25 protein-coding genes are annotated in these 26,939 nt (G+C 74.5%); 14 read left to right on the plus strand and 11 right to left on the minus strand.

Translation table 11 applies throughout. The annotated features are described in order from the left end of the window. Positions 1-2: 2 nt before the first annotated feature. From ACIBPB_RS30025 to ACIBPB_RS30040, 4 genes are read right to left on the minus strand one after another with little or no spacing between them, the layout of a single operon-like run. Positions 3-905: an inositol monophosphatase family protein gene (locus tag ACIBPB_RS30025; RefSeq protein WP_396842806.1), complete on the minus strand. Its 903-nt coding sequence runs from the start codon at positions 903-905 to the stop codon at positions 3-5. 16 nt (positions 906-921) lie between these two features. Beyond that, positions 922-1,575 (minus strand): hypothetical protein, encoded by a 654-nt coding sequence (locus ACIBPB_RS30030; protein WP_396842807.1) that lies wholly within the window; start codon positions 1,573-1,575, stop codon positions 922-924. Beyond that, on the minus strand, positions 1,572-2,573 hold the full coding sequence (locus tag ACIBPB_RS30035; protein WP_357321941.1) for a hypothetical protein: 1,002 nt from the start codon (positions 2,571-2,573) through the stop codon (positions 1,572-1,574). Before ACIBPB_RS30035 ends, ACIBPB_RS30030 begins: the two co-directional genes overlap by 4 nt. A gap of 55 nt (positions 2,574-2,628) precedes the next feature. Further along, positions 2,629-3,420, minus strand: coding sequence for a class I SAM-dependent methyltransferase (locus tag ACIBPB_RS30040; protein WP_396842808.1), 792 nt, complete (start codon positions 3,418-3,420; stop codon positions 2,629-2,631). A gap of 251 nt (positions 3,421-3,671) precedes the next feature. Between ACIBPB_RS30040 and ACIBPB_RS30045 the strand changes: the two genes are divergently transcribed. From ACIBPB_RS30045 to ACIBPB_RS30095, 11 genes are all read left to right on the plus strand, one after another. Then, positions 3,672-4,460, plus strand: a complete 789-nt coding sequence (locus ACIBPB_RS30045; protein ID WP_396842810.1) for a thioesterase II family protein — start codon at positions 3,672-3,674, stop codon at positions 4,458-4,460. Further along, the gene (locus ACIBPB_RS30050; RefSeq protein WP_396842811.1) at positions 4,457-11,134 is read left to right on the plus strand and encodes a condensation domain-containing protein; all 6,678 of its coding nucleotides are present in this window, start codon (positions 4,457-4,459) and stop codon (positions 11,132-11,134) included. Before ACIBPB_RS30045 ends, ACIBPB_RS30050 begins: the two co-directional genes overlap by 4 nt. Before the next feature lie 11 nt (positions 11,135-11,145). Further along, on the plus strand, positions 11,146-12,531 hold the full coding sequence (locus tag ACIBPB_RS30055) for an MFS transporter (RefSeq protein ID WP_396842812.1): 1,386 nt from the start codon (positions 11,146-11,148) through the stop codon (positions 12,529-12,531). Continuing rightward, entirely contained in the window at positions 12,528-12,758 is a 231-nt protein-coding gene (locus tag ACIBPB_RS30060; RefSeq protein WP_046563514.1) for an acyl carrier protein, read from the plus strand. Before ACIBPB_RS30055 ends, ACIBPB_RS30060 begins: the two co-directional genes overlap by 4 nt. Continuing rightward, positions 12,755-14,371, plus strand: a complete 1,617-nt coding sequence (locus ACIBPB_RS30065; protein ID WP_396842813.1) for a hypothetical protein — start codon at positions 12,755-12,757, stop codon at positions 14,369-14,371. Before ACIBPB_RS30060 ends, ACIBPB_RS30065 begins: the two co-directional genes overlap by 4 nt. Next, the gene (locus tag ACIBPB_RS30070; protein ID WP_396842814.1) at positions 14,368-15,471 is read left to right on the plus strand and encodes a 3-oxoacyl-ACP synthase III family protein; all 1,104 of its coding nucleotides are present in this window, start codon (positions 14,368-14,370) and stop codon (positions 15,469-15,471) included. Before ACIBPB_RS30065 ends, ACIBPB_RS30070 begins: the two co-directional genes overlap by 4 nt. Positions 15,472-15,534: 63 nt before the next feature. Next, the gene (locus tag ACIBPB_RS30075; RefSeq protein ID WP_396842815.1) at positions 15,535-17,421 is read left to right on the plus strand and encodes an HAD-IIIC family phosphatase; all 1,887 of its coding nucleotides are present in this window, start codon (positions 15,535-15,537) and stop codon (positions 17,419-17,421) included. Further along, positions 17,414-17,662: an acyl carrier protein gene (locus tag ACIBPB_RS30080; protein WP_396842816.1), complete on the plus strand. Its 249-nt coding sequence runs from the start codon at positions 17,414-17,416 to the stop codon at positions 17,660-17,662. Before ACIBPB_RS30075 ends, ACIBPB_RS30080 begins: the two co-directional genes overlap by 8 nt. Beyond that, entirely contained in the window at positions 17,659-18,597 is a 939-nt protein-coding gene (locus ACIBPB_RS30085) for a thiamine pyrophosphate-dependent dehydrogenase E1 component subunit alpha (RefSeq protein ID WP_396842817.1), read from the plus strand. The genes ACIBPB_RS30080 and ACIBPB_RS30085 overlap by 4 nt, the downstream gene beginning before the upstream one ends. After that, entirely contained in the window at positions 18,590-19,603 is a 1,014-nt protein-coding gene (locus ACIBPB_RS30090; protein WP_396842818.1) for an alpha-ketoacid dehydrogenase subunit beta, read from the plus strand. The genes ACIBPB_RS30085 and ACIBPB_RS30090 overlap by 8 nt, the downstream gene beginning before the upstream one ends. After that, the gene (locus tag ACIBPB_RS30095) at positions 19,596-20,789 is read left to right on the plus strand and encodes a 2-oxo acid dehydrogenase subunit E2 (RefSeq protein WP_396842819.1); all 1,194 of its coding nucleotides are present in this window, start codon (positions 19,596-19,598) and stop codon (positions 20,787-20,789) included. The genes ACIBPB_RS30090 and ACIBPB_RS30095 overlap by 8 nt, the downstream gene beginning before the upstream one ends. Positions 20,790-20,798: 9 nt before the next feature. Here ACIBPB_RS30095 and ACIBPB_RS30100 read toward each other — a convergent pair whose 3' ends face one another. The 3 genes from ACIBPB_RS30100 to ACIBPB_RS30110 are packed head-to-tail and all read right to left on the minus strand — an operon-like array spanning position 20,799 to position 21,681. Then, positions 20,799-20,972 carry a hypothetical protein gene (locus tag ACIBPB_RS30100; protein ID WP_197087532.1) on the minus strand — a complete coding sequence of 58 codons (174 nt, stop codon included), beginning with the start codon at positions 20,970-20,972 and terminating at the stop codon, positions 20,799-20,801. Further along, positions 20,969-21,202: a helix-turn-helix transcriptional regulator gene (locus ACIBPB_RS30105; protein WP_357321981.1), complete on the minus strand. Its 234-nt coding sequence runs from the start codon at positions 21,200-21,202 to the stop codon at positions 20,969-20,971. The genes ACIBPB_RS30100 and ACIBPB_RS30105 overlap by 4 nt, the downstream gene beginning before the upstream one ends. Beyond that, positions 21,202-21,681, minus strand: coding sequence for a DUF2975 domain-containing protein (locus ACIBPB_RS30110; protein ID WP_046563521.1), 480 nt, complete (start codon positions 21,679-21,681; stop codon positions 21,202-21,204). Before ACIBPB_RS30110 ends, ACIBPB_RS30105 begins: the two co-directional genes overlap by 1 nt. Here ACIBPB_RS30110 and ACIBPB_RS30115 point away from each other — a divergent pair. Further along, a complete protein-coding gene (locus ACIBPB_RS30115) occupies positions 21,674-22,237 on the plus strand; it encodes an HD domain-containing protein (protein WP_396842820.1) in 564 nt (187 codons plus the stop codon). The two genes, ACIBPB_RS30110 and ACIBPB_RS30115, sit on opposite strands and share 8 nt — an antisense overlap. 102 nt (positions 22,238-22,339) lie before the next feature. Beyond that, positions 22,340-23,464, plus strand: coding sequence for a hypothetical protein (locus tag ACIBPB_RS30120; protein WP_396842821.1), 1,125 nt, complete (start codon positions 22,340-22,342; stop codon positions 23,462-23,464). A 72-nt stretch (positions 23,465-23,536) separates the two neighbouring features. On the opposite strand, the gene ACIBPB_RS30125 is transcribed toward ACIBPB_RS30120, so the two are convergent. Both ACIBPB_RS30125 and ACIBPB_RS30130 read right to left on the minus strand, forming a co-directional pair. Next, positions 23,537-23,893, minus strand: coding sequence for an MmcQ/YjbR family DNA-binding protein (locus ACIBPB_RS30125; protein ID WP_396842822.1), 357 nt, complete (start codon positions 23,891-23,893; stop codon positions 23,537-23,539). A 103-nt stretch (positions 23,894-23,996) separates the two neighbouring features. Beyond that, on the minus strand, positions 23,997-24,461 hold the full coding sequence (locus ACIBPB_RS30130; protein ID WP_396842823.1) for a hypothetical protein: 465 nt from the start codon (positions 24,459-24,461) through the stop codon (positions 23,997-23,999). Positions 24,462-25,038: 577 nt separating this feature from the next. Between ACIBPB_RS30130 and ACIBPB_RS30135 the strand changes: the two genes are divergently transcribed. Next, positions 25,039-25,401: a nuclear transport factor 2 family protein gene (locus ACIBPB_RS30135; protein WP_396842824.1), complete on the plus strand. Its 363-nt coding sequence runs from the start codon at positions 25,039-25,041 to the stop codon at positions 25,399-25,401. A gap of 54 nt (positions 25,402-25,455) precedes the next feature. Here ACIBPB_RS30135 and ACIBPB_RS30140 read toward each other — a convergent pair whose 3' ends face one another. Both ACIBPB_RS30140 and ACIBPB_RS30145 read right to left on the minus strand, forming a co-directional pair. Next, positions 25,456-25,731 (minus strand): hypothetical protein, encoded by a 276-nt coding sequence (locus ACIBPB_RS30140; protein ID WP_396842825.1) that lies wholly within the window; start codon positions 25,729-25,731, stop codon positions 25,456-25,458. A 127-nt stretch (positions 25,732-25,858) separates the two neighbouring features. Then, positions 25,859-26,470 (minus strand): helix-turn-helix domain-containing protein, encoded by a 612-nt coding sequence (locus tag ACIBPB_RS30145; protein WP_396842826.1) that lies wholly within the window; start codon positions 26,468-26,470, stop codon positions 25,859-25,861. Positions 26,471-26,939: the final 469 nt, after the last annotated feature.

The following is a 26,939-nucleotide window of genomic DNA, read 5'->3' on the forward strand; positions in this document are numbered from 1 at the left end:
CGTCACCAGCCGACGGTGGTCAGGCTGATCGGGGTGAGCCGGCGTACCTCCGGCTCGATCCACTGGGCCGCGGTGACCAGCTTCACCAGCCGGTCGATGGTCTCCGGCGGGCCGGCCACGAAGCTGCGCCGGTCGGCCGGGCAGCCGTACCGGTCGTCGAAACAGCCGCCGTCGAGGGCCCGGACCGCCATCCCGGCCTCGGTGGCCAGCAGCAGGCCGGCCGGCAGGTCGACCGCCTCCGGGCGGTAGCCGACGATGCCGTCGATGTCGCCGCGGGCCAGCATCACCCAGGACAGCAGCGGCGCCCACAGTTGCAGCACCCGCCGCGCGGTGGAGTCGAGCACCACCTTCAGGGCGCGGGCCGTGCTGTCGTCGCGGCGTACCTCGTGGCCCTGGGTCCAGGCCAGCACCGGCGCGGCCGGCACCGGCCGGCGCGGCGCGTGCAGCGGCCGGCCGGCGCCGCCACCGGCGTGCACGAAGGCGCCCTGGCCGCGCAGCGCCGACCAGGTGCGGCCGGCGACCGGGTCGTGCACCACGCCGAGCACCGGCGAGCCCTGCTCGCACAGGGCGATGCCCACCACGTACGCGGGCAGCCCGATCGCCACGTTGTTGGTGCCGTCGAGCGGGTCCACCAGCCAGGCCCAGGACTCGTCGGCGGCGTACTGGCCGCCCTCCTCGGCGATCACCCCGTGCCCGGGCCAGCGGGCCCGGATCCGTTCCACGATCAGCCGTTCGGCCGCCAGGTCCAGGTCGGTGACCAGGTCACCGGAGTCGTTCTTGGCCCGGGCGTGCAGCTCGCCCCGGGTGCCCCTACGGAGCAGCCGCCCGGCGTCCCGGGCCGCCGCCACCGCGAACCGGTGCGCCTCGCGCAGGTCGGGTCCGCCTCTGCTCGGCTCCACGTCCATGGCTCCTCCAAGCCGGTCAGCCCCGTGCCAACAGTCGGGATATCTCCCGGGCCACCCGGGCCGTCTCCGCCGGGTCGCAGCGGTCCCGGCGGACCCGGTGGCTGCGCCCGTCCACCGCGCCGAGGCTCAGGTCCCGCACGCCGGGGGTGGTCCGGCCCAGCGCCACGGTCACCGCCGGCTGCCCCGGCTCCACCTCGGAGGTGTGGAACCCGCCGGCGCGCAGCGCGTACGAGTCGCCGGCCGAGTGGCTCTCCACGGTGGCGGTCACCGCGCTGACCAGCCGGTCGGTGGCCGCCATCTCGTCGACGTCGCCGTGGCTGTGCACCTCGTACACCCGCCACGCCGGGTCGGCGCGGGTGTCGGTCACCTCGATCAGTTCGTTGCGGACCCGGCCGTGCAGCACGTGGCTGAGCAGGTCCCAGCTGTGCGAGTGCATGGTGGAGGTGGTCGGGCGCACCGGCGACGGGTCGGCCGGCCAGGCGTGCACGCAGATGCCGTCCGGGCCGGAGCGGTCCACCGGCAGGCAGGTGAAGCCGAGCGGGTGGCGTACGGCCCGCAGCGGCCGGCGCCCCGCCCCGACATCGTCGAGGACGTCCAGCACCCAGCCGCGCAGCAGCTCCGGTCGGGTGCCCCGGTCGATCTCCCGTTCGAGGTCGGCGTAACTCATCATGTGTAGGGGTTCCTCGCCTGGATGGCCCGGCCCACGATGTCGGCGACCTCGCGGTCGCCGAAGGACCGGGGCAGCGGCAGCCCGAGCGCGGTGAACAGGCGGCGGACCTGCTCCACCGAGGGCTCGTCGTCGAGTTTGACCGACGCGGCCGCCTCGATCGGCACCCGTCTGCTCTGCTCGCGGCTGTACTGGAGGTCGATGTTGAACCGGTTGTAGTAGAGCTCCTTGCGGTCGATCCGCAGCGCCGGGGTCTGCGGGTTCTCCTGGGTGATGATGACGCAGCTCGACGAGAGGTCGTAGCGGAAGGTGGTCATCTGCGCGGAGAGCCGCACGTCGATGGTGAGCAGCCCGGAGCGTTGCAGGTGCCAGCACGCGGCCAGCACGGTGGCGTACGACTCCTTGCGGGTGCGGTCGACGGTCCACCGCTCCCCCGGCGCGTCCGGGGCGAGGCTGCGCCGGAACCGCGCGTACCGCTCGCAGACCTCCTCGTCGGTCGGGTCGATGATCTCGATGGCGACGTGCAGGGTGGCGTTGCGCCGGCGGGCGTGCTCCAGGCACTCGGGGAGGGTGACGGCCCGGGTGTAGGTGCCGGTGCCGCCCTTGAACGTCCAGCGGTCGGTGTGCCGGCGCGCCTCGGCCAGCGCCTGCCCGACCTCGCTGCCGTGCAGCACCCGGACCATGGAGACGCTGTCGATCGCCTCCCGGGCCCGGTTCAGCGCCCCCTCCGGCCCGGTGATCTCCCGCATCTGGGGCACCAGGTCGGTGAGCCGGTCCCGGGTGTCCCGGACCACCTGCCGGAGCTGGTGCTCGGCGGTCTCCCGGCGCAGCCGGTCGCGCAACAGGGCCTGGGCGAGCAGGGCGAGGATCAGCAGGATCGCGCTGTTCACCACCTCCTGGCTGACCGTGCTGGTCAGCCCGAGGACCGCGACGGTCAGGGCGAGGAGCAGACCGATGAACGCGTCGAGATTGTTGACGACCCAGGTGAACAGGCGCGCCATGACATCCCCCGGTCGACGACGGAACCCCCATGATAGCCCTATGTCAATATCATCATCACGCGCTGTTCGGTCGCTGCGGCACGGCCGGTGACGGCGGCCCGGGCAGCCGGCGGGCCGCGCAGATCAGCGACCCGCCGAGCCCGGGCGCGACCCGGGCCAACAGCCGGGAGGTGACCCAGCGCCCGCCGGGCAGCCGCCAGCCGACGTGGTTGGAGCGGATCGCCACCGGCTCGAAGCCGACCCGGCGCAGCACCCGACGCAGCAGCGACGCGGTGAACGGGCGGATGTGCAGCCACAGGTACGGGTGCAGCGGGTCCACCTGGCGGGGCGCGCGGCCGGCCAGGAAGGCCAGTCGGTCCTGGACGGTCGCCAGGTTGGGGGTGGTGAGCACGAGCAGCCCGCCCGGGACGAGCACCCGGTGGCACTCGCGGAGCAGGGCCACCGGGTCGTAGACGTGCTCGATCAGCTCGCCGGTGAGCAGCCCGGCAAAGCTGCCCGCGCGGAACGGCAGGCCCCGGGTGGCGTCCAGGCAGACCGGCAGCGCCCGCCCGGCGGCGGCCCGCCGGGCCGCGCCGAGCGCGGTCTCCGCCATGTCCGCCAGCACCAGCGGGCCGGCCAGCCGCGCCGGGTCCAGCATGCCGCGCGGGCCGCAGCCCAGCTCCAGCACCGGTCCGCCGCCGCGCACCCCGGCGCGCACCAGCCGGGCCGCGACCGCCCGGCGGACCCGGTGGTACGGGTCGTCGACGTACCCGTTGACCTGCGCGCCGTCGTGATAGCTGCGCCGGTTGGCGCGGCGGCCGTGGGCCTGCGCGCTGCCCGACGGCACCCCGGTCGGCGGCTCGGCCATGGCACCTCCCCTGCGCTGGTCGCCGGCGGCGGCACGGCGGCCGCGCCCGGCGTCCAGCCTCGCACCGTCCCCGGTGTCCCGGTGGCATCCGGCGGCGGTGTCGGCTCCCGGCCGCCCGCCCGCAGCCGGGCCGAAGCCGCACCGCAGCCAACCCTCATCCGGCGCTAAGACCGCCGTCACGGGCCGTTCCTAGCGTCTGCGGCGTCGGCGACACCACGCCTCGTCGCCGTCGGAGCAGGAACGGGGTACCCATGCCACCGACCATCGACGCCGCCTGGCTCAGCTGCGCAGCGGCCCGCCCGAGCGCCCGGCTGCGCCTGGTCTGCCTGCCGTACGCGGGGGCGGGCGGCGGCGCGTTCCGGCCGTGGGCGGCCCGGCTCGGCCCGGACGTGGAGCTGTGGACCGCGCAGCTGCCCGGCCGCGAGCGCCGGCTCGCCGAACCGCCGGTGACCACCATGGACGACCTGGCCGCGCCGCTGGTGGTGGCGATCGTCGACCGGATCCGGCCGCCGTACGCGATCTTCGGGCACAGCATGGGCGCCCTGATCGGCTACGAGGTGACCCGCCGGCTGGTCGACCGGGGCGGACCGGCGCCGGAACGGCTGGTGGTGTCCGCGGCGCTGCCGCCGCACCGCTCGGCCCGGGCCGGCGCGGCGCACACCCGCGACGACGCCGGGCTCACCGCCTGGCTGCGGGAGCTGGGCGGGGTGCCCGACGAACTGCTCGCCGACCCGGCCCTGCTCGCGCTGATCCTGCCCACCGTCCGGGCCGACCTGGCGGTGGTCGCCGGCTACCGGCCGGCGCGGGTGCCGGCGCTGCCGCTGCCGGTGGACGCCGTCGCGGCGGCCGACGACCCGCTCGTCGCGGCGGCGGCGGTGGCCGGCTGGGCCGCCTGCACCAGCGCCGGCTTCACCCACACGGTCGTCCCCGGCGGTCACCTCTACCTGCACGACTCCCCTCCCCCGCTGCACCGCCTGCTGGCCGGCGGGCCCGCGCCCGACCGGGCCGCCCACGCGTACGCCGAAGGGGCCACCCCATGACCCAGAACCTGCACCCGGACCTCGCCGACCTCACGCCGGAGCAGCGGGAGCTGCTGGCCCTGCGGCTGCGGCGGGCGCGCGGGCGCCGGGCCGACCCGGGGGCGCCCCGGCCGCTGTCGGCCACCCAGGAGCAGCTGTGGTTCCTCGACCGGCTGGACCCCGGCACGCCGGTCTACAACGTGCCGTTCGCCGAGCGGATCACCGGCCGGCTGGACGTGCCGGCGCTGCACCGGGCGGTCAACGCGGTGGTGGCCCGGCACGACGCGCTGCGGGTGGTCTTCACCGACGCCGACGGGACGGTCACCCAGCGGGTCCGGGACGCCCTGGAGGTGCCGCTGCCGGTGGTGGACCTGCGCGCGCTGCCCGACCCGGACCGCCGGGCGGCGGCCGGACGGGAGACCGTGGCGCACGCCGCCGTCCGCTTCGACCTGACCGCCGGCCCGCTGCTCGCGGTCCGGCTGCTCGCCCTCGCCGACGACGAGCACCTGCTCCTGGTCACCGTCCACCACATCGTCTTCGACGCCTGGTCGGCCGGGCTGTTCCGGGACGAACTGGTCCGCTGGTACGGGGAGTTCGCCGGTGCCGAACCGGCCCGGGTGCCGGCGCTGCCGGTGCGGTTCGTCGACCACGTGGCCGCGCGGCGGCGGCCGGACGGGGAGGCCGCGCTCGCCGCCCACCTGGCGCACTGGCGGGAGCGGCTGGCCGACGCCCCGGCCCGCTCGACCCTGCCGCCGGACCGTCCCCGCCCACCGGTGCAGACCCACCGGGGGCGCAGCCTGCCGTTCACCGTGGACGGCCCGACCGTCGCCGCCCTCGACGGGCTGGCCCGCCGGGCCGGCGCGACCGTCAACGCGGTCGCCCTGGCCGGGCTGGCCGCCCTGCTGCGCCAGGCCACCGGCCAGGACGACCTGCTGCTCGGCATGCCGGCGGCCGGCCGCTCCGGCACCGAGCTGGAGGCGCTGATCGGCTGCTTCGCCAACATGCTGGTGCTGCGGGTCGACGCCACCGGCGACCCCACGGTGCGGGACCTGGTGCGCCGGGTGCACGGCACGGTCAGCGAGGCGTACGCCCACCAGGAGGCGCCGTACGCCCGGGTGGTGGAGGAGGTCCGGCCGGCCCGGGACCCGAGCGTCAACCCGCTGTTCCAGGTGATGGCGACGATGACCGACGGGGACGCGACCGACCGGCGGGCGGCGGGCGCGGTCTTCACCCCGTACCCGGCGGAGAACGGGCTCACCGACTTCGACCTGTTCGTCAGCCTCACCCGGCACGCCGACCGGATCGACGGCGCGGTCGACTTCAACGCCGACCTGTACCTGGACGAGACGGTGGCCGGCACGGTCGGCCGGCTGCCCGAGCTGCTGGCCGCGATGGCCGCCGCCCCGGACCGGCCGCTGTCCGAGCTGCCCGGGCTGCGCCGGCACCGGATCGCGCTGGCCGCCACCTTCACCGTCGACCCGCTGCGCGACCCGGTGCGTTTCTGGCTGGACTTCCTGCGCACCCCCGCCGACGTGGACCTGGTCGGCTACGGCCAGCTGGTGGCGCACCTGCTCGCCGGGCCGGCCGCGGCCGCCACCGTCGGCCTGCTGCGCTGGGAGGACTGGCTGCGCCGGCAGGACGGGCCCGACGAGGCGGCGCTCGACGCGGCCATGGACGACCTGACCGGGGCCGTGCGGGCGTACCGGGCGCGCACCGCGGCACCGCTGCTGCTGGTGGTCTGCCCGGCCTCGCCGGCGTTCGCCGACGCGCGGGCCCGGGCGCTGTCCGGCCGCCTCGACGACCGGCTGTCGGCGCTGGCCGCGGGCATCCCCGGCGTGCGCGCCGTCTGGGCCGCCGACCAGGCCGGCCGGTACCCGGTCGGCGAGGTGTGCGACGTCCGCGCCGACGAGCTGGGCCACGTGCCGTACACCGCCGAGTACTTCGCCGCCCTCGGCACGGTGGTGGTGCGGGAGCTGCGCCGGGCCGCCGGCCAGCCGGGCCGGCTGGTGCTGGCCGACGCCACCCGGCTGCCGGTGGACCGGATCGCCGGGGCGCTGACCGGGCACGAGGTGCGGGCCTGCCCGCCCGGCGGGTACGCCGCCGCCCTCGCCGACGCCGACCCGGCCCGCGCCGTGGCGCTCGACCCGGACCCGGCCACCGTCGCCGGGCTGCGCGCGGCGTACCCGGAGCTGCTCGCGTTGACCGTGCCGGCGGGGTGGGACGAGCTGCGGCCGTACCTGGCCCACGTCTGGGCGCTGGACCCGCCGCTGCCCACGGCCACCGCCGGCGCTCCGGCGGCCGGCGGGCCCGGCGGCGCGGACCTCGACGGTCCGGGTGCCGGCCGGGCGACGGCGGACAGCCTGCTCACCCCGATCGGGGCGGAGCGGGCGGCGTACCTGGCGACCGAACTGGACAGCCCGGCCGCGGTGGCCGAGCGGTGCCGGCCGGCCGCCGCCCCCGAGCCGGCCGGCGCCGAGCTGGTCGCCCCGCGCACCCCCACCGAGCGGCGGCTGGCCGGACTCTGGGCGGCCGCCCTCGGGGCCGAACAGGTCGGTGTCACCAGCGACTTCTTCGCCCTGGGTGGACACTCGCTGCTCGCCACCCACCTGCTGTCCCAGGTGCAGGCCGAGTTCGGTCGGGAGGTGTCGCTCTACACCCTCTTCACCCACCCGACCGTGGCCCAGCTCGCCACCGTGCTCGACGGCGACGCGGCGCAGCCCGCCGACCACGCGCCGATCACGGCGGCGCCACCCGGCACGCCCGCCGTGCCCTCCTCGGCGCAGGTCCGGCTCTGGGCCCTCGACCAGCTCGGCGACGACGTGGTCCGGCACAACACCACCGCCGCCGTGGAGCTGCGCGGCGACCTCGACGCCGACGCGCTGCGCCGGGCCCTGGCCGACGTGGTCGCCCGGCACGAGGTGCTGCGGACCACCTTCCGGGACCGGGGCGGCGAGCCGGAGCCGGTGGTGCACGCGCACCTCGACCCCTGGCAGGAACCCCTCGACCTGACCGCGCTGCCCGACGCCCGGCAGGCCCGGGCGCTGCGGCGGGCGGTCACCGCCCACGCCGCCCACCGCTACGACCTGGCCGCCGGCCCGCTGCTGCTCGCCCGGCTGGTCCGGCTCGCCCCGCAGCGGCACCAGCTGCTGCTCGGCATGCACCACATCGTCTGCGACAACACCTCGTGGAGCATCGTGCTGGCCGACCTCGCCGCCCGGTACGCCCGGCACCGCACCGGCGCCGGCGGCGAGCTGCCACCGCTGCCCGTGCAGTTCGCCGACTACGCCCGGCACCAGCGCGACTGGCTGGCCTCGGCGGCCGTCGAGCCGCACCTGGCGTACTGGCGGGAGCGGCTGCGCGACGCGCCGCCACTGCTGGCGCTGCCCACCGACCATCCCCGACCCGAGGAACGCTCCGACGTGGCCGGTTACCGGTCGCAGCGGCTGCCCGCCGGGGTCGGCGCGGCGGTCCGCGAGCTGGCCCGCGCCGAGGGGGTCACCCCGTTCGCCGTGCTGCTGGCCGGCTTCGCCGCGCTGCTGCACGCCGAGAGCGGCCAGCCGGACCTGGTCCTCGGGGTACCCACCGCCGGCCGGGACCGGGCCGAGCTGGCCGGCCTGGTCGGCTGCTTCGCCGACCTGCTGCCGCTGCGGGTCGACGTGGCCGGCCGGCCCACCTTCCGGCAACTCGTCGGGCGGGCGTACCGCAGCGCGCGGGAGGCGTACCGGCATCAGGGGGTGCCCTTCGCCACCGTGGTGGAGGCGCTGCGGCTGCCCCGGCAGACCGCCTACCACCCGCTGTTCCAGTGCGTGCTCAACGTCATCGACGGCGCGGACGAGCTGCCCGAGTTCGCCGGCCTGGCCGCCGCCCCGGTGGACGTGCCGAGCGTCGGCGTCGACTTCGACCTGTTCCTCAGCCTCACCTGGCAGGACGGGGAGCTGCACGCCGACCTGGCGTACAGCGCCGACCTGTTCACGCCGGAACGGATGGCCCGGCTGCTCGGCGCGCTCGGCCGGGTGCTCGACGAGGGGCTGCGCCGCCCCGACGCCCCGATCGCCGGCCCGGCCACCGCCGCGCCGGCCCGGCCGGCCACCCGCCCGGCACCCCGGCTGGTGGTGGGCGGCACGGTCGAGGCGCCCGAGCTGGCCCCGACCGTACGGTTCTGGTCCGAGCTGCTCGGCGTGCCGTACGCCGTGCGGCCGCTGCCCGCCGGGGCGCTGCTGCGGCTGCTGCGCGACCCGGCCGCCGGCCTGGCCGCCGCCGCCACCGACCGCAACGCGCTGCTGCTGCGCTGGGAGGACCGGATCCCCGCCGGGCCGCTGGGCGCTGCGGTGCTCGCGCTGCGCGCCTACCGGGCCGAGCTGGCGTCCGCCCTGGCCGCCTACCGGGGCTGGTCGGCGGCCCCGCTGACGCTGCTGGTCTGCCCGGCCACACCCCGGTTCGCCGGTGCCCCGTGGGCCGGTGTGCTCGCCGAGCTCACCGCCGGGCTGCGGGCGAGCCGCCCGGCGTCCGGGGTGGACGTGGTCGCGGTGCCGGCCTGGGCGCACCACTACCGGGTGCCGGTGCCGGACCGGGCCGACGGGTGCTCGCCGGAGCTGTCGGCGGTGCTCGGCACCCTGCTGGTGCGGCGGGCGCTGCGGCACCCGGCGGTCGACCGGCTGGTCGTACCGGCCGGTCCGGCGCAGCGGCAGGCGGAGCTGGCCGCCGTGCTCGCGGCGCAGGCCCGGGCCGGGCGCCGGGTCCTGCTCACCACCGCGCCGCAGGCCCCCGAGCTGGCCGCCCTGGTCGCCGCCGGGCTGGTCGGCGTCGACCCGGCGCCGGCCGCCGCGCCGGGCACCCTGCTGCTGCACCCGGCGACCGAGCCGGGCCCGGCGGACCCGCTCGCGGTGCCGTTCGACCCGCAGGACGGGCCGGCGGCCGTGCTGCGCGGGCTCTGGCTGCTGGACCGCCCGCCCGGTGACACGCCGGCCGGCGACGCCACACCGGTCGACCCGGGCCTGCTCGCCGAGGTGGCCGTCGAGCTGGCCGACGCCGGCGCGATCCGGGCCGCGGTGGCCGACGGCTACCGGCGGCGCGCCGAGCGGGCCGCCGCCGCGCCGCGCACCGAGCGGGAACGGCAGCTCGTGGCGATCTGGTCCGACCTGCTGCGCACCGGCGGGCTGGGCATCCACGACGACTTCTTCGCCGCCGGGGGCGACTCGCTGCTGGCCATGCAGCTGGTGGCCCGCTGCGCCGAGGCCGGCATCACCGTCACCCCGCGTCAGCTCGTGCGGCATCCGACGGTCGCCGAACTCGCCGCGAGCCTCGGCGCGGCCACCGCCGTCGACGCCGAGCAGGGCGAGGTGACCGGCGAGGCGCCGCTGACCGGGGCGCAGCGCTGGTTCACCGACCTGATCGCGCCCACCATGGGCCGGCCGGCGCTGTTCAACCACCCCTACTACCTGCGGCTGGCCCGCCCGCTCCCCGCCGACCTGCTCCGCGCGGCGGTCCGCCGGCTGGTGGCCCAGCACGACGCGCTGCGGCTGCGGCTGACCCGCCGGCCCGACGGGAGCTGGCGGCAGCACCACGCCGACCCCGCCGACGCGGTGCCGTTCACCAGCCACGACCTCACCGGCCTGCCGGTGGCCGAACGGGAGGCGGCGGCCGAGGCCCGGTGCGCCGCCGAGCAGACCGGGCTGGACCTGACCGCCGGTCCGCTGGCCCGGGTGGCGCACCTGCGGCTCGGTCCGGAGCTGCCCGACCGGCTGCTGATCGTGGCCCACCACCTGGTCGTCGACGCGGTCTCCCGGGGGCTGCTCCTGGCCGACCTGGAGACCCTCTGCGGCCAGCTCGAGCGGGGCGAGGCGCCGGTGCTGCCGGCCAAGACCACCTCCTACCGGGCCTGGGCGGAACGGCTGGCCGGGTACGCCGGCTCGGCGCGGCTGCGCGAGCAGCTGCCGTTCTGGCTGGCCCAGACCGGGGACGGCGGGCTGACCCGGCTCGCCGACGTCCCGCACGACGGTCCGTACCGCCTCGGCGATCTGGGGCTGGCCTCGGTCACCCTCGACGCGGCGGCCACCCGTGGGCTGCACGCCGCCGCCCGGCGGCTGCGCACCGGCGTGCGGGACCTGCTGGTGTGGGCGGCGGCGAGCACCGTGGCGGCGCGCACCGGCGGCCCGGTCACCGTGGCCACCACCGGCCACGGCCGCGAGCCGCTCTTCGACGACGTCGACACCACCCGCACCGCCGGCTGGTTCCAGGTGCTCTACCCGCTGCGGCTGGAGCTGCCCGCCGCCGGCCCGGCGACCCGCTCGCTGCGCGCGGTGATCCGCCAGCTCGGCCGGGTGCCGGACAACGGCATCGGGTACGGGCTGCTGCGGCACCTCTGCCCCGACGAGCCGGTACGCCGGCAGCTCGCGGCGATCCGGCCCCCGGCGATCGCGGTCAACTACATGGGCGGCTTCGGCTTCGACGACGTCTCCCCCGGCAGCCAGCTCCTCGACGTCTGCCCGGCGCCGTTCGGGCCGACCGAGGACCCGGACGGCCACTGGCCGTTCCCGTTCGACGTCACCGGCGCGCTCACCGGCGACGGGCTGCGCCTCGACCTCAGCTACGCCACCCCGGCCTTCCGGCCGGAAACCGCAGATGACCTGCTCGACGGCATCCGGACCAGCCTGCTGCGCCTGGTCGGGGACCACGGGCAACCGCCACGTCAGTAGGAGGACTCCCCATGGCGTTCCGACGCCCGTCCCGGTTCGCCGGGTTCACCACGATCTGGTTCGGCCAGTTGCTGTCGGCGCTGGGCACCCGGATGACGAACTTCGCCCTGAGCATCTGGGTGTGGGACGCCACCGGCCGGGCCTTCGACCTGACCCTGCTGATGGCGTTCGCGTTCGGCGCGACCGTCGTCTTCAGCCCGATCGCCGGTGCCCTGGTCGACCGGTGGAGCCGCCGGCTGACCGTGGTGCTCAGCGACATCGGTTCGGCGGTCACCACCGGCGCGCTGCTGCTGCTCTTCCTCACCGACTCGGTGCAGGTCTGGCACCTCTACCTGGTCAACCTGGTCACCGGCGCGTTCCTGGCGTTCCAGCTGCCGGCGTACCAGGCGACCATCACGGTGATGATGGAGAAGGGCCAGTACCCGCGGGCCAACGCCATGATGTTCGCGGTCCGGACCATCCCGGTGATCTTCGCGCCCGGCTTCGCGGCGGCCCTGCTCGGGGTCCTCGACATCAAGGTCATCCTGCTGGTCGACGCGCTGTCCTACGTGGTGGCCATCGGTGCGGTGCTGCTGGTCCAGTTGCCGCCGGTGCCCCGGGCCGCGCACGACGACGGCGGTTTCTGGTCCGACACCGTGCACGGCTTCCGCTACATCCTGGCCAGCCGGGCGTTCACCGGGCTGGAGGCGATCATGTTCGCCATCAACGTGCTGGCCGCCGTCGGCTTCGCCCTGCTCGTGCCGCAGATCCTGGCCCGTACGGACAGCAGCACCAACGCGGTCGGCCTGGTGCAGACCATCGGCGCGGTCGGCGGCGTGGCGGGCGCCGCCCTGCTCGGGTTCCTGCCGAACACCCGGCACAAGATCCGCCGGATGCTGCTGGCCATCCTCGTGTTCAGCGTGCTGGGCCGGATCGTCTACGGCGTCGGTGACTCGATCATCGTCTGGTCGGTGGCGCTGCTCTTCCTGCACCTGTCCATCCCGTTCATCGACGGGTACGCCCAGTCGGTCTGGCAGGAGAAGGTCGAGCCGTCGGCCCAGGGCCGGGTCTTCGCGGCCCGGCAGTTCATCGAGGACCTGGCGTACCCGGGCGGCACCGCGCTGGCCGGCATCGCCGCGGACCGCTGGTTCGAGCCGATGATGCGCGAGGGCGGGCCGGGCGTGCCGCTCTTCGGCTGGCTGGTCGGCGACGGGCCGGGCGCCGGGATGGGGCTGATCTTCGTCATCGTCGGCGTGCTCGGCATCGGCGTGGCGGCGGCGGGCTGGCTCTCGCCGAGCATCCGCCGGATGGAGGTCGACCTGCCCGACCACGACGAGCCCGAGCCCGGCCCGGCCCCGCTGCCCGCGCCGACCGGCACCGACGAACTGACCGACGACCGCGCGGTGGTGGCGAAATGAGGCTCGCCGAGGTGGTGGCCGGGGTGCTGGAGGTCGACCCGGCGGAGGTGACCGACGAGTCCGGGCCGGAGACCATCCCCACCTGGACCAGCCTGCGACACCTGCAACTGGTGGTCACCTTAGAGGAGGTCTACGGGCTCTCCTTCGCCTTCGAGGAGATCCGCGACGTGCGCAGCGTCGGCGCGCTGCGCGACGTGCTGCGGGCCAAGGGCACGGTGCCGGCATGAGCGGCGACCTGTTCGCGCTGCGGTCCCGCTGGCAGGCGGTGTGCCGCACGGACCGGGCGCCGGTGCTGCGGATCGGGCTGCTGGCCAGCTACACGGTGGACCCGCTGGTGCCGTACCTGGGCCTGGCGCTGCACGACGCCGGGCTGCCGGCCACCGTCGACGTCGGACCGTTCAACCAGGTGGTCCAGCAGTGCCTGGCCGGGGACGGCTTCCCCGCCACCGTCCGCCCCGACGTGCTGCTGGTCGCGCAGCGGCTGGAGGAGGCCGGCGCGACCGGCCCGGCCGGCGCCGGCTGGGTCGAGGAGCTGCTGGCCGGCGCCGACGCGGCGGTCGCCGCCGCGCGCCGGCAGGGCGCCCTGCTGGCGTACGTGCTGCCGGCGATCCCCGAGGACCGCCCGTGCGGGTACGGCGACGCCGTCGACGCCGACGGCGTGACCGCCGCCGCCACCGCCGCCCGGGAACGGCTGCGCGTCCGGCTGGCCGCCGACCCGGGGGTGCTGCTGATCGACGCCGAGGAGGCGGTCCGGGCGGTGGGCGCCCGGCACGCGTACCACCCGGCGCTGTTCCGGTTCGCCAAGATCCCGTACACCGAGGAGGTGTTCGCGGCGCTCGGCGCGGCCACCGCCGGGTTGCTGCGCCGCTGGTACGGCGCGGCTCCCCGGGCGCTGGTGCTCGACGGCGACGCGCTGGCCGACCCGGCCGCCCTGCTGCCGGTCCTGCGCGAGCTGCGGGCCGCCGGGCTGGCGGTGGCGCTGCGGGCCGGCGGCCCCGGCTGGTGGTCGGCGGGGAGCCACGCGGAGCTGCTGCCCGTGCTGGACGGCTGGATCACCGACGACCGGCCGGTGCCGGCGCAGCTCGCCGAGATCGCCGCCGAGCTGGACCTCGCCCCGGCCCAGCTGGTCCTGGTCACGACCGGGCCGGACGCCGGCCCCGGCGGACCGGACGCCCCCGGCCCGGTCGGGGCGACGCTGCGGCTCGGGGCGGACCCGGCGGGCTGGGCGGACACCCTGCGGGCCGCCCGGCTGACCGACCGGATCCCGGACCGCCGCTGGGCCGGCGGTGCCACCGGCGCCCCGGCGGTCGCGCCGGCGGACCCGCCGGCCGGCCTGTCCCTCGACGACTTCGTGTCCAGCCTGGACGTCCGGCTGGCGTACCGGCCGGTCGCCGCCGCCGACGTGCCCCCGGTCGCCGAGCTGGTGGCCCGGGCGCACGACTTCGCGCTCTGCCCGGCCCCGCCGGCCGGCGTGCTCGCCGGCCGGGCCGGCGACCTGCTCGCCGTCGAGGTCCGCGACCGGCTCGGCGACTACGGCACCGGCGGCCTGGTGGCGGTACGCCCGGACGCCGACCGCTGGACGGTGGACCTCTTCTCGCTCTCCTGCCCGGTGCTCGGCAAGGGCGTCGAGGCCGCGGTGCTGCGCGAGGTGGCCGGCCGGGCGGCCGCCGCCGGCGCGGGCGAGGTGCGGGTCCACTGGACCGACACCGGACGCAACGGCGCCGCCGCGCGGTTCCTGTCCACCCTGGACGGGCTCACCGGCACGCCCGTACCGGTCCGGGCCGTCCGGGTCGACGCGGACGTGCCGGTCGCCGCCGAGCCGGTCGGAGCGCTCCGGTGACCGCGGCGCGCCGCGCCGCCGTCCCGGCCGGGCCGCGGACCGCCGAGGGCCGCGCCCAGCCCGCCGGAGCGTCGGACACCCCGCCGGTCGCGCTCGGGGTGGCCGCGCTCGCCCACGTGCTCGGCGAGCCGGTCGACGTGGCGGTGGCCGCGCCGCGGTACACGACCGACCTGGACCGGGTGCGCTCCTGGGAGTACCGGACCTTCCACCGGGCCGCCGACGGGATCGGGGTGACCGACCTGGCGGTGGTGGCCGGCGGCACCGCGCTGGACCGAGCCGGGGTGGCCGCCGCCGACCTGGACCTGGTCGTGCTGGCCGTGCCCGACCTGGTGGAACACCTCTACTGGGACGCGGCCGCGCACACCCAGGCCCGGCTCGGCGCGCACGACGCCGAGGCGGTGCTGCTCAACCAGGCGTGCGGCGGCGGGGTGGCCGGCTTCGACACGGCGGCCGGTCGGTTCGCCACCCACCCCGGCTACCGGACGGCGCTGCTGATCGGCGCCAACCGGGTCTGCGAGCCGTACTGGAACCGGATGGAGATCAACACCAGCGTCTTCTCCGACGGCGCCGCCGCGGCCGTGCTGATCCGCGACCACGACCGGTGCCGCTGGCTGGCCACCGAGACGATCAGCGACGGCCGCTACGCCGGCTTCATGCGGATGCCCGTCGGCGGCGCGGCCGCCCCGTTCACCCCGGACGCCGGCACCCCGCGCGTCGGCGACCCGGCGGAACGGCTCAACGAGTTCTTCGCCGGCGACGTGCGGCGGATGTTCCGGTTCGTCGCCGCCATCCGGGACCGCAACCGGCGGGTGGTGGCCGCCGCCTGCGCCCGGGCCGGCGTCACCCCGGCCGACGTACGCCGGTTCGTGCACTTCCACGACAACGCCCGGCAGTTCGCCGAGCTGGCCAAGGACCTCGGCGTCGAGCTGGACCGCACCAACGTCGACCTGGCCCTGGACCACGGCCACGTCGGCTGCGCCGACCAACTCATCGGCCTGGAGCACCACCTGGCCCACGGCGACCTGACCGCCGGCGACCTGGTGGCGCTGACCAGCACCGGCAGCGGCATGCACTGGGTCTGCACCCTGCTGCGGGTCTGACCACCGACGCGACCCCGACCGACGAACCGCCCCGCCGACCCGGCGGGGAGGAAGGACGACACGATGAGAGTCGAGGAGGCGCTCCTCCGGATCCGCCGGCTGCGCCGCCCGGACGCGGCCCCCGACCCGGAGCTGGCGGCCGCGCTGGTCCACCTGGACGACGCGCCGGTGACCACCCTCGCCACCGCCGGGCGGCTGCTGGCCGACGTGCCGGCGGAGAAGCTGGCCACCCCGGACTTCCCGCTGCGCCCGCTGCGGGTCGCGGTCACCGGCACCTTCACCCCCGGCACCGTCGAGCCGCTGCTGCGGATGGCGCTGCTGCGCATCGGGATCGCCCCGGAACTGCACGTCTCCGGCTTCGACCAGCTCCTGCTCGACCTCAGCGATCCGCGTTCCGCGCTGGTCGGGTTCCGCCCCGACGTGACGCTGTGCCTGCTGCACGACGGGTGGTTCCTGCCCGCCGAGTGGGACCCGGGCGACCTGGCCGGCCTGCGGGACACCCTCCTCGACCGGGCCGACGTGCTGGCCGCGGCCGTCGCCGGCCACACCGCCCGCAGCGACGGGGCGCTGCTGCTGCACACCGTGCCGCTGTCCCGGGTGGAGCACCGCAGCCTGGTGAGCTTCCGCGGCCGGGCCGGGCTGGGCCGGATCTGGCGGGAGCTGAACGGGCGGCTGCTGGAGCTCGGCGAGCGGGACGGGGCGTACACGCTGGACCTGGAGACGGTGCTGGTGGACCACGACGGGCCGGTCCGCGACGAGCGCCTCTACCGGTACGCCAGCATGGCCTGGACGCCCGGGGTGGAGCGCCGGTACGCCCACGAGGCGGCCACCTTCTGCCGCGCGGCGCTCGGCAAGGCCGCGAAGGTGCTCGCCCTGGACCTGGACAACACCCTCTGGGGCGGGGTGCTCGGCGACGACGGGCTGGCCGGCATCGCCCTCGGCACCGACTACCCGGGCAACTGCCACCGGGACGTGCAGCGCCGGGCCCTCGCGCTGCGCCGGCAGGGCGTGCTGCTCACCGTGTGCAGCAAGAACGACCCCGACGTGGTGGCCGAGGCGTTCGCGCAGCACCCGGACCTGCTGCTGCGCGCCGACGACTTCGTGGCGCAGGCGGTGAACTGGGGCCGCAAGGACGACAACCTGCGCCAGCTCGCCGGCACGCTGAACCTGGGGCTGGACAGCGTGGTCTTCGCCGACGACAGCCCGTTCGAGTGCGAGCTGGTCCGGCGGGAGCTGCCCACCGTACGGGTGGTGGAGCTGGCCGGCGACCCGGCCGGCTTCTCCCGCCGGCTGCTCGACGAGGGGCACTTCACCGTGCTGACCACCGGCGCCACCGACCGGGAGCGCACGGCGCTGTACCGGGCCCGGGCCGGCCGGCAGCGCTTCGCCGCCACCTTCGCCTCCGCCGAGGACTACCTGCACGAGCTGAAGCTGCGGGTGGTGGTGCGCCCGGTGGACGAGCTGAGCCTGCCCCGGCTGGCCCAGCTGGGGCTGCGGACCAACCAGTTCACCATGACCGACCGGGCGCACACCGAGGCGCAGACCCGGCAGCGGGCCGCGGACCCGGGCCGCCTGGTGCTCACCGTCGAGGTGGCCGACCGGTTCGGCGACGAGGGCCTGGTCGGCGGGGTGTGGCTGGACCGCGGCGACCCGGACCGCTGGGTGGTGGAGAACTTCGTGCTCAGCTGCCGGGTGTTCGCCCGCGGGATCGAGCAGGCGGTGCTGCAGCGGGTCACCGAGCTGGCCCGGGACGCGGGTGCCACCGGGTTGGAGGCACTGTTCCGGCCGACCGCCCGCAACAAGCCCGGCGGCGCGGTCTGGCCGGCCGCCGGGTTCACCGTCGCCGCCGAGGAGGACGGCACCACCCGGTACGCGCTGCCGCTGCACCCGCCGCCCCGGCTGCTGCCGGCGTGGATCGCCCTAAAGGAGAAGGGAGACGTCCGTGCCTGAGCTGTTCGCCACCGTCGCGGACCTCGTCGCGCAGGTCGCCGACGTACCGGCCGGGCAGGTCACCCCCGAGGTGCGCTTCGACGCGCTGGCCAACTGGACCAGCCTGGAGGCGCTGCGGCTGCTCACCGTGATCGAGGACGACCTCGACGTCCGGCTGGACCTGCGCGAGTACCTGGCGGTGACCGACGTGGCCGGGCTGGTCGCGCTCATCGCCGCCGAACGCGACGGGGTGCCCCGGTGAGCGCCACCGCGACCGCCGCGCCGGCGCCGGCCCCGTCCCGCCTCGACGACGACGACCTGGACCTGCTGCTGCTCATCCGGCACTTCGAGCTGGCCCTGCTGGACATGTTCGGCCGGGGCGAGCTGCACGGCACCACGCACACCTGCCTCGGGCAGGAGTACGTCCCGGTGGCGCTGCGCCCGCTGCTCGCCGACGGCGACCACGTGTTCAGCAACCACCGCGGGCACGGGCACTACCTGGCCCGGTTCGGCGACCCGCACAGCCTGCTCGCCGAGGTGATGGGCCGGCAGGGCGCGGTCTGCCACGGGGTCGGCGGCAGCCAGCACATCCTGCGCGAGCGCTACCTGTCCACCGGGGTGCAGGGCGAGAGCGTGCCGGTGGCCGCCGGGGTGGCGCTGCACCTCAAGCGGGCCGAGCCGGGACACCTGGCGCTGGTCCACCTCGGCGACGGCACCTGGGGCGAGGGCGCGGTCTACGAGGGGTTGAACATGGCCGCGCTGTGGCGGCTGCCGCTGCTGCTGGTGGTGGAGCACAACGGCATCGCCCAGTCCACCCCGACCAGCGCCCAGCTCGCCGGTGACCTCGCCGGCCGGGCCCGCGCCTTCGGCGTGGCGCACACCCTGGTCACCTCGACCGACACGAACACGGTGCGGGCCGCGCTGGCCCCGGTGCTGCGCCGGGTCCGCGAGCAGGGCACGCCCGCGGTGGTGGAGCTGCGCACCCACCGGGTCGGGCCGCACAGCAAGGGCGACGACACCCGCCGCCCGGAGGAGATCGGGTACGCCCGCGAGCAGGACTGGTACGTCCGCTACGCGCGGGCGTACCCGGAGCAGTTCGCCGCGCACGACGCGCGGCAGCGGCGGCACGTCGCCGAGGTGGTCCGGGAGGTCGCCGGGCGGCCGGCGAGCCGGTGGGAGGAGGCCGGGCGTGGCTGAGCGGGTGGTGGAGAACCTCAACCAGGCGCTGCACGCGCTGCTGGCCGACGACCCCGGGCTGTACCTGCTCGGCGAGGACCTGGTCGACCCGTACGGCGGGGCGTTCAAGGTGACCCGAGGGCTGTCCAGCCGCTGGCCGGACCGGGTGCTGTCCACCCCGCTGAGCGAGGGCGGCATCGTCGGGGTGGCCGGCGGGCTGGCGCTGGCCGGGCAACGCGCCATCGTCGAGATCATGTTCAGCGACTTCGTGGCGCTGGCCTTCGACCAGATCCTCAACTTCGCCAGCAAGTCCACCGCCATGTACGGCCGTCCGGTGCCGATGCGGCTGGTGGTGCGCTGCCCCACCGGCGGCAACCGCGGCTACGGGCCGACGCACAGCCAGAGCCTGCAGAAACACTTCGTCGGCATCCCCGGGCTCACCCTGTGCGAGGTGTCGCCGTTCCACGACAACCGGGCGGTGCTCGCCAGGCTGCTCGACTCCGGGCGGCCGGGGCTGCTCTTCGAGGACAAGGTCCTCTACACCAACCGGATGTACGCCGACGGCGTGGTCGACGAGCTGTTCCGCTACGACCTGGTCGGCGCCGACGGCGACGTGGCCCGGGTCTGGGTGGACGACCCCGAGCAGTGCGACTGCGTCCTGGTGGTGCCCGGCGGGCTGGCCGTACGGGCCGTCGCGGTGGCCCGGGAGCTGCTGCTGCGCGACGACATCGTCTGCCAGGTGCTGGTGCCGTCCCGGCTCTGGCCGCTGGACGTCGACGGGCTGCTGCCGGCGGTCACCCGGGCCGGCCGGGTGGTGGTGGCCGAGGAGAGCACGGCCGGCGGCACCTGGGGCGCCGAGCTGGCCCAGGCCGTGCACGCCCGGCGGTGGGGGGCGCTGCGGGCGCCGGTGCGGCTGGTGCACTCCGCCGACCAGGTCATTCCGACCGCCGCGCACCTGGAACGCACCGTGCTGGTGCAGGACGCGGACATCCGCCGGGCCGTGAAGGAGGTGGTCACCGGTGCGTGACCTGACCGTGCCGAAACTCAACAACAACGACACGTCGTACGTGCTCACCGACTGGCTGGTCGACGACGGCGGGAAGGTCGCCGCCGGTGACCCGGTCGCCGAGGTGGAGACCTCCAAGGCCGCCGAGGAGCTGGCCTGCGACCACACCGGGGTACTGCACCGGCTGGTCGCGGTCCAGCAGGAGTGCGCCCCCGGGCAGGTCATCGGGCACGTCTTCGACGACGAGGAGGCCCGGCAGCGCTGGCTGGCCCGGGCCACCCCCGCCGCGCCGGCCGCCGCCGACGGCGACGAGGGGTCCGGACCGGTGCTCACCGACTCGGCCCGGGACCTCGCGGCCGCGCACGGCGTCACCGAAGCGGAGCTGCGGACGCTGGGCCGGGCCGTGGTGCGCCGGACCGACGTGGAGCGGCTGCTGGCCGACCGGGCGACCACCCCGGAGCCGGCCGTGGTGGTGGCCGCGGCGGCGCTCGCCGCCGGCGACGCGCCGCAGCCGGACGACCCCCGGCCGGTGCTCCCGCTGCCCCGCTCGCAGCGGGCGGTCGCCGCGGTGGTCACCGAGTCGCACCGCGAGGTGCCGGCCGCGCTCGCCGTGATCAAGGTGCGGGTGGACGCCGCGCTGGCGGTGGCCCGCCGGCTCACCCGCGCCACCCGCACCCTGGTCGGCCTGCCGGAGCTGCTGGTCAAGGCGGTCGGCGGGCTGCGCGAGGAGCACCCGTTGCTGTTCGCCTCCCCCGGCGACGGCAACACGGTACGGCTGGCCGAGGCGGCCCACGTCGGGGTGACCATCGACGTCGGCACCGGGCTGTTCATCCCGGTGATCCGCGACGTCGAGGAGCTGACCTGCGCGGAGCTCGCCGAGACGCTGATGGACTTCCGCACCCGGGCCGGCGCGGAGGGCTTCCGGGCCGGCGAGCTGACCGGCGGCGCCATCGTGGTCTCGCTGCACACCGACCCGGACGTGGTGCTCGCCGGGCCGATCGTCTTTCCCGGCCAGACCTGCGTGGTGGCGCTCGGCGGCACCCAGGACGAGCTGGCTCTCGACCCGGCCGGCCAGCTGATCACCCGCCGGTACGTCAACATCAGCGCCGGCTACGACCACCGGGTGGTCAACGGCCGGGAGGCGGTCGCCTTCCTCCAGGCGGTGAAGGCGGCCCTGGAGGCGCCGGACCGGCTCGCCGAGGAGTGAGCGCCGGGGTTACCGCTGCCGGCGTCCGCGGCGGACGATGCGGACGCCGGCGGCGACCACCCCGATGATGAGTACGGCGCTGAGCAACTGGAGGCCCGGCGAGTCGTCGGCCTCCCCGTAGACGAAGCCGGCGGCGCCGAGCGCCACGGCGAGCAGGCCGACGGCGGCGAGGACGTACGTCATGGGGTCTCCTTCTCGGGGTGGTGCGCGTCGTCGACCCACTCGAGCAGGTCACCGGGCTGGCAGTCGAGCACCCGGCACATGGCCTCCAGGGTGCTGAACCGGACGGCCTTGGCCCGACCGTTCTTGAGCACCGCGACGTTGGCGGGGGTGAGCCCGACCCGCTCGGCGAACTCGCCGACGCTCATCTTGCGCTTGGCCAGCTCGACGTCGATGCGGACGACGATGGGCATCAGATCACCGCCTCCATGTCGGTGCGCAGCGTGGTGGCCTGGCGCAGCAGCGCCCGCATCACCACCATCAGCAGGCCCAGCACGGCGACCCCGACGACCAGCAGGAACAGCAGCAGCGGCAGCCCCGGGTCGTGGGCGTGGAACCCGACGTAGAGGAAGACGCCCACCAGCACCACCCACGCGGCGGCGACGGCCCAGACGATCGCGTCGACCCAGACCAGGGCGGCGTCGCTGAAGATCCGGTCGTTCTTGACCATGGTGAGCAGCCGCCAGGTGGCCACGATCACCACCTGAACGCAGAGCACCCAGAACACCGACACGGCGGTCGCCGGCCAGCGCAGGTAGGCCATGTCCGGGTCCTCCTTCGCCATGTGCGCGAACTGGCCGGGCAGCGAGAGGGTCTGGAACACGACCAGGACCCCGAACAGCAGGACGAGGAAGATTCTGAGCGGGGCTACCGCTCGACGCTCGATGAACACCTACCGAGTGTCGCTAGTTTCCTATCGATTGTCAATCGGTAAGGCGGAAGCTGCCAGGACCACGTCGGCGCGCGTTGCAACCCTGGGTCCGGTGATCTTCGATGCGCTACGGCGGGCCCTCACCGCCCCCGACCCACCGCTGCGGCCCCTGCCCGACCATGTCGTCGACCTGCTGGTGGCGCTGCACGCGCCACCCCGGCTCGCCGCCCACCTGCGGGCGGTGCACGACGTGGCGGCGCAGGTCGTCGACGCGGCGGCGGAGCGCCTCCCGCAGCTCGCGGTCGACCCGGCGGCCGTGCTGTTCGGCGCGGCCACTCACGACATCGGCAAGGTGGAACACCCGGCGGAGCTGTCGGGCTCGGGGTCAGCACATGAAGCTGCGGGCCGCGAACTCCTGCTGCGACACGGCATCCCGGCCCCGTTGGCCCGGTTCGCGGCACAGACGATCACGCGGTGGCCGCCCCGCGTCCACCTGGTTCATCAGCAAGATCTCGGACGGCGGCTGCCGTACCAGCCGGAGTCATGTACGAGTTCGAGCCGTGCCAGTACTACCTGATTGACGAGCATCCGACCCGGCAGAGTGGACCAACGAGCGATCGCCGAAATTTGACGGTCCGGCGATCGACCAGCGGGCCGCCCGGCCGACAGGATGGGAAGCGTGGCCGACAAGTTGCGGAGGGCGGTGGCCCCGATCAGCCGCACGCTGGCTCTGACGGCGATCGTCGCGGGCGTCGCGATCGGGATCCTGCGCCGGTCCGAGCGCCGGAAACAAGCAGAAGACGCGGCTCTCGACACATCGGTGCAGACAGTTGTCCAAGCCGCGCGGGACCAGCCGGTAACCGCCACCGCAGCGGCCGCATCGCCCGAACAGCCCGCCCCGGCGCCGTCGTACGTGAGCACGCTGGCGTCGGTGCCCACGTCTTCCCCACTTGCCCGAGTCGTGGCGTTCATGCGCCCGGGCGTCACCCCGACGGTCGTGGTGCTCGCGATTCTAGGCGCCGTCACGGCCGCGGCCGGGTTCTGGCTCCTGCCCGACACGACGGTGCCGCAGCCCGTCACATCGTCCGTCGAGTTGCACTTCGACCCGGAGCATCCCGCGACATCGCCCATCATCGTCGAACTGTGGCTATCACTCGGCGAGTCGAGCGGCCCCAACCGGCACAGCGAGACGGTGTTGCACGTGGACCTCAAGGGCCCAGACCTAGCCCATGCCGGATGGAGCCTATTCGCGATCGCCCCGAAAGGCTTTCACGTCTTATTCGATTCCTCATCACGGGTGGACCGGTACGACGCCAGTAGCGACAGCGTCTTAATCACACCCGGAGCCGTGCGCGGCGGGGCGTACTCAGCAGCACTGACCTGGGACAACCTCGAGGCCGGTGCCCTACAGGTTCGCAACGCGAACCTCGCCGCGGCGTTCCCCTCGTTCCAGGTTCAAAATTACAGCTCGGGCGACGGCCGCGAGCCCCCTCAACCGCAGGTCAGCGTCAGCCGGCACTTACGGCTCACCGGAGACTACGCCTTCGTCAGTGGTCTGCCACCGGATGAGATAGGCATATTCCTCTGGTCGTGGCGGCCCGTGACTGGTCAAGTCAACCAGCCATTAACGGCGGCCGACGCCATGACAGTCGTCGCCCGCAGCGCCACGGAGGACCAACGCTCGCACACCGCAGAGTTCCGAAGCGGGCTCGCCTTCGGTATCGCCGCGGCGGCGCTGCTCTCCGCGGTGCAGGAGTTTCTAACTTTGACCACGCCGGCACGTCGACGTGGCGTCGGGCCATGACAGCATCCTGAGCGGTGCCGCTCCCGGCACCCACCGTGATCTGCACGATCACGATGAGAAGCGGCTCAAGGATCAGCGGCCTCCGTCGCGCTCGGCGATCAGACCCTTCGGCGCCTGGTGACGCCATGCCTTCTCGACCAGGCTCCTGATGCGGTCCTCGGAGACATTACCGAGCTGAACCTGCAGTCCGAGGAAACTTCTCCTCGCGTCCTGACGTCGGACAGCGTCGTAGGTGGCGGGGTCGGCCGCCGCCGCGTCGTTCGCCTCCTGCTCGCTGACGCAGAACACGGCCGTTGTCTCGCCTTTTCCCATGCCGAGGAAGGTCCGGTCCCGAACTTTCCAGACGGGGACGTGGAACCGGAAGTGGCTGGTCTCTTCGACCTCAGGCAATGCCGTGGCCCAACGCCGGATGTCGCCGGTGGTAGTCACGCATGCACCATACGCCCACGTGCTGACCTGGAGCTTCGCCCTCATCGGTCTCCGCAACCCGCACCCCGCCGCGACCAGCATGATCACGATGAAAATGGCTCACTCAGCCGTTGCTGGGACTGGAGATCCCTCGTTTCGCGAAGGACGCTGCCACCTCATCGAAGACCGTGACGGCAAGCTCCAGCTGCGCGACGGCGTCCGGCAGCGGCAGCCCCAGCTGGGGGTCGTATCCAGGTAGGCCCGTGACCACCTGGACGGCATCGCCGAGTTGATACATCGCCGTGACGACCGCCCGAGCATCTTCACCTCGGTACCAGTAGGGAACCGTGATCCCAGCCTCTTCTGCGTAGTAGCTGAGTTGGATGCCAGTCGGCTCGTGTGTCAGTTCGTAGTTGTGGACCCCTTCGAAGACGGAAACCTCGCCGAGCACCTGTCGCGCCGCCGCCACCAGTCGGGTCCAGGCATCCCCGCTCGGGCGCTCGTCGCTGTCGGCCTCCTCTGCCGCGTCCAACGCGTCATCCCAGGACTGGCCGTCGCTTCGGGGCACGAAGATCAGGTCGTAGCTCATGGCGATGGACCGTACAGTCCCGGACCGTCAGTCTGGAAGGTGCCTGGCAGCGACCGAGGGGATGGGTATGACTCCTGCGCGAAACCCGCCCCGCGCTCCCCGCTTGGCGGGAGAGCTGGTAACTCTCCGGGATGTACCCAGCGGCGTGCTCCCACCTGCCAAGATCCGTCGGCCTTGTCTCACCGGCGGAGTTCGACTCCTTCGTCCCAAAGGAACCATTACCGTCGATGAGTTGCGCCAGCAGCAGGACTGAGATGCCCGAATGGTCCACCGCGGTCCACGGGGCTGCTCGGCCTCTGGAGCTGCGGCCGCTCTGGGCAGCGGCGATACTGGGCATGGCGCCATGGTGCTGTCCAGCCGTCTGCTCGTCCCGCTCGACGTGGTGCCCACGTCCGCGCTAGTTCGCCGCGGCTCACGGGCTCGGCCGCTCGCTCAGCTGCTCGACCTCCGGCCAACTCCCGGTCAGGCACCCGTGTCGAACGGTCCACGCTCGCGCTGGTCGAGGCCACCGGCCCGGGTCTTCTGCCCACGGCTAACCTGACTGTCCGTTCCGCAGCGCGACGCCGAGACTGACCGCATGGACCAGGACCGGCCACTCGACTATTCACGGCTCCTCAACCGGCTCTACGCGGCCTTCAACCGGCGGGACCTGACGACGCTGCTGTCGGCGCTGGCCCCCGACGTGTTGTGGCCCAACGGCTGGGAGGGCGGCACGGTACGTGGACATCAGCAGGTACGCGACTACTGGACGCGCCAATGGGCCGAGATCGACCCCACCGTGCGACCGGTGGCCTTCGATGTCGAGGACGACGGCCGGATCAGCGTCACAGTGCATCAAGTGGTCCGGGACCAGGCGGGCGGGGTCATCGCTGAAGGCACGGTCCGGCACGTCTACCGTTTCGTCGGCGACCTGGTGGTCGACATGGAAATCCAGGGCTGACGGCGTCAGCTTTTGCCGTTGAAGCGGGACTCCGCGACGTCGCAGTCGGGCTCGCTACCCATGACGGATCACGCGGTAGATCGTCTCGCGATCCGGAGCCGGGCGCGGTTCGTTGTGCCAGCCGATCTCCTGGCCCTTGGCCGAGATGGCGGCCCGCACGGCCGCGACGTCCACATCGTCCTCGAAGAAGGCGACCGACAGGCCGTTCCCCGTGTCCGGGTCTACCAGGTGGTAGGAACTGAGGACCCCCGGCACGGACTTCGCAGCGTCGATGACCCACTGGCGATCGTCCTGCGGCATCGGATTCCACACGGCCACACGAGCGAACATGGCAACCTCCAGGACTGCGGCTCCTTGCGGTTGATGTTCCTCGGGGTCACCGGCCGGGTCCAGCGTGATGCCGTGGCAAGACAGCCGAACGCATGGATCTCCGCGCGACTGGACGCGATCCAACAGATCAGGGATGAACGGCAAGCCCGGCGATGGCCAGCAGATCCTCCTCGGACATGTCCAGCGCCTCGGCGAGTTCCGCGACCAGAATCCGGTGTGGATTCCAACTGCCGCTGCGCACCATGTTGATCGTCGACATCGACCGGCCGCACCGTACGGCCATCTCCCTGACCGAGATCCCGCGCAGGTCCATCAGCGTGCCGAGCACCGAACCGAAAGGGTGCCGCTCCGGCACGCCCGCCGCGGCGGATCCCGGCCCGATGACGACGTCGCCCACCTTCGCCTGGAACCGGATCAGCAGGTCATCGCTGAACCGGACCCGCGCGGACAACGGCAACGTGTCCCCGGCGTGGCGGCTGACCGTGCCAGGCACGGTCACCTCGGTGAACCTCGAAACGGCACGCGGTTCGTCCCGGGCGATCTCACACGGATGGGCGGGCTCGACCCGGGTCACCCGCCAAGCGCGGTCCCACCAGGGCCACTCGTCAAGCAGCTCGTTGAACCACGTCGGCAGGACCCCGAGATCCACCGGCGTCGGCGCCACCGGGTGAACAATTCCCGGCCAGTACGTCAACGCCTCGATCACTGCGGGACTTAGCGGACGGTCTGCCAAACTCACGGTCGGAGCGTAGCCATCGGTGGACCTGCGGAGCCACAGCCGAGGCCCAACAGCCGGGTCTGCCACAACTCCATATAGCGCCCAGTTTGCGGCTACTTGTTTCATTGACCCGCGACCGTGGCCCGGCCAGGCTTCGGTCGAGGCGTCCGGGCTGTCGCTCTCATTGCGGCTGCCCACGCTGGTCGTGTGGCTCTCATCTGGCCTGCGCGGCCCGGGCGTCGCCCGAGGGCGGGGAGAGGCTCAAGAGGGGTTTGCTCGGCTCGAAGTAGCGTTGCCCTCCCGGCTCGACAACTCAGTGGATCGAGCAACGGGAGGACGCGTTGAGTGGCACGTCAGATCGTGTGGTCATCGGGATGGACCCGCACAAGCGTTCCGCCACGATCGAGGTCATGGCCCGCGATGAGAGCGTTGTCGGCGGCGGCCGGTTCGACACCGACCGCGACGGCTACACGGCGATGAGGAAGTACGC

Origin of the sequence: Micromonospora sp. NPDC049836 (assembly GCF_044465125.1) — a bacterium.
In the GTDB taxonomy this organism is placed as follows: Bacteria; Actinomycetota; Actinomycetes; order Mycobacteriales; family Micromonosporaceae; genus Micromonospora.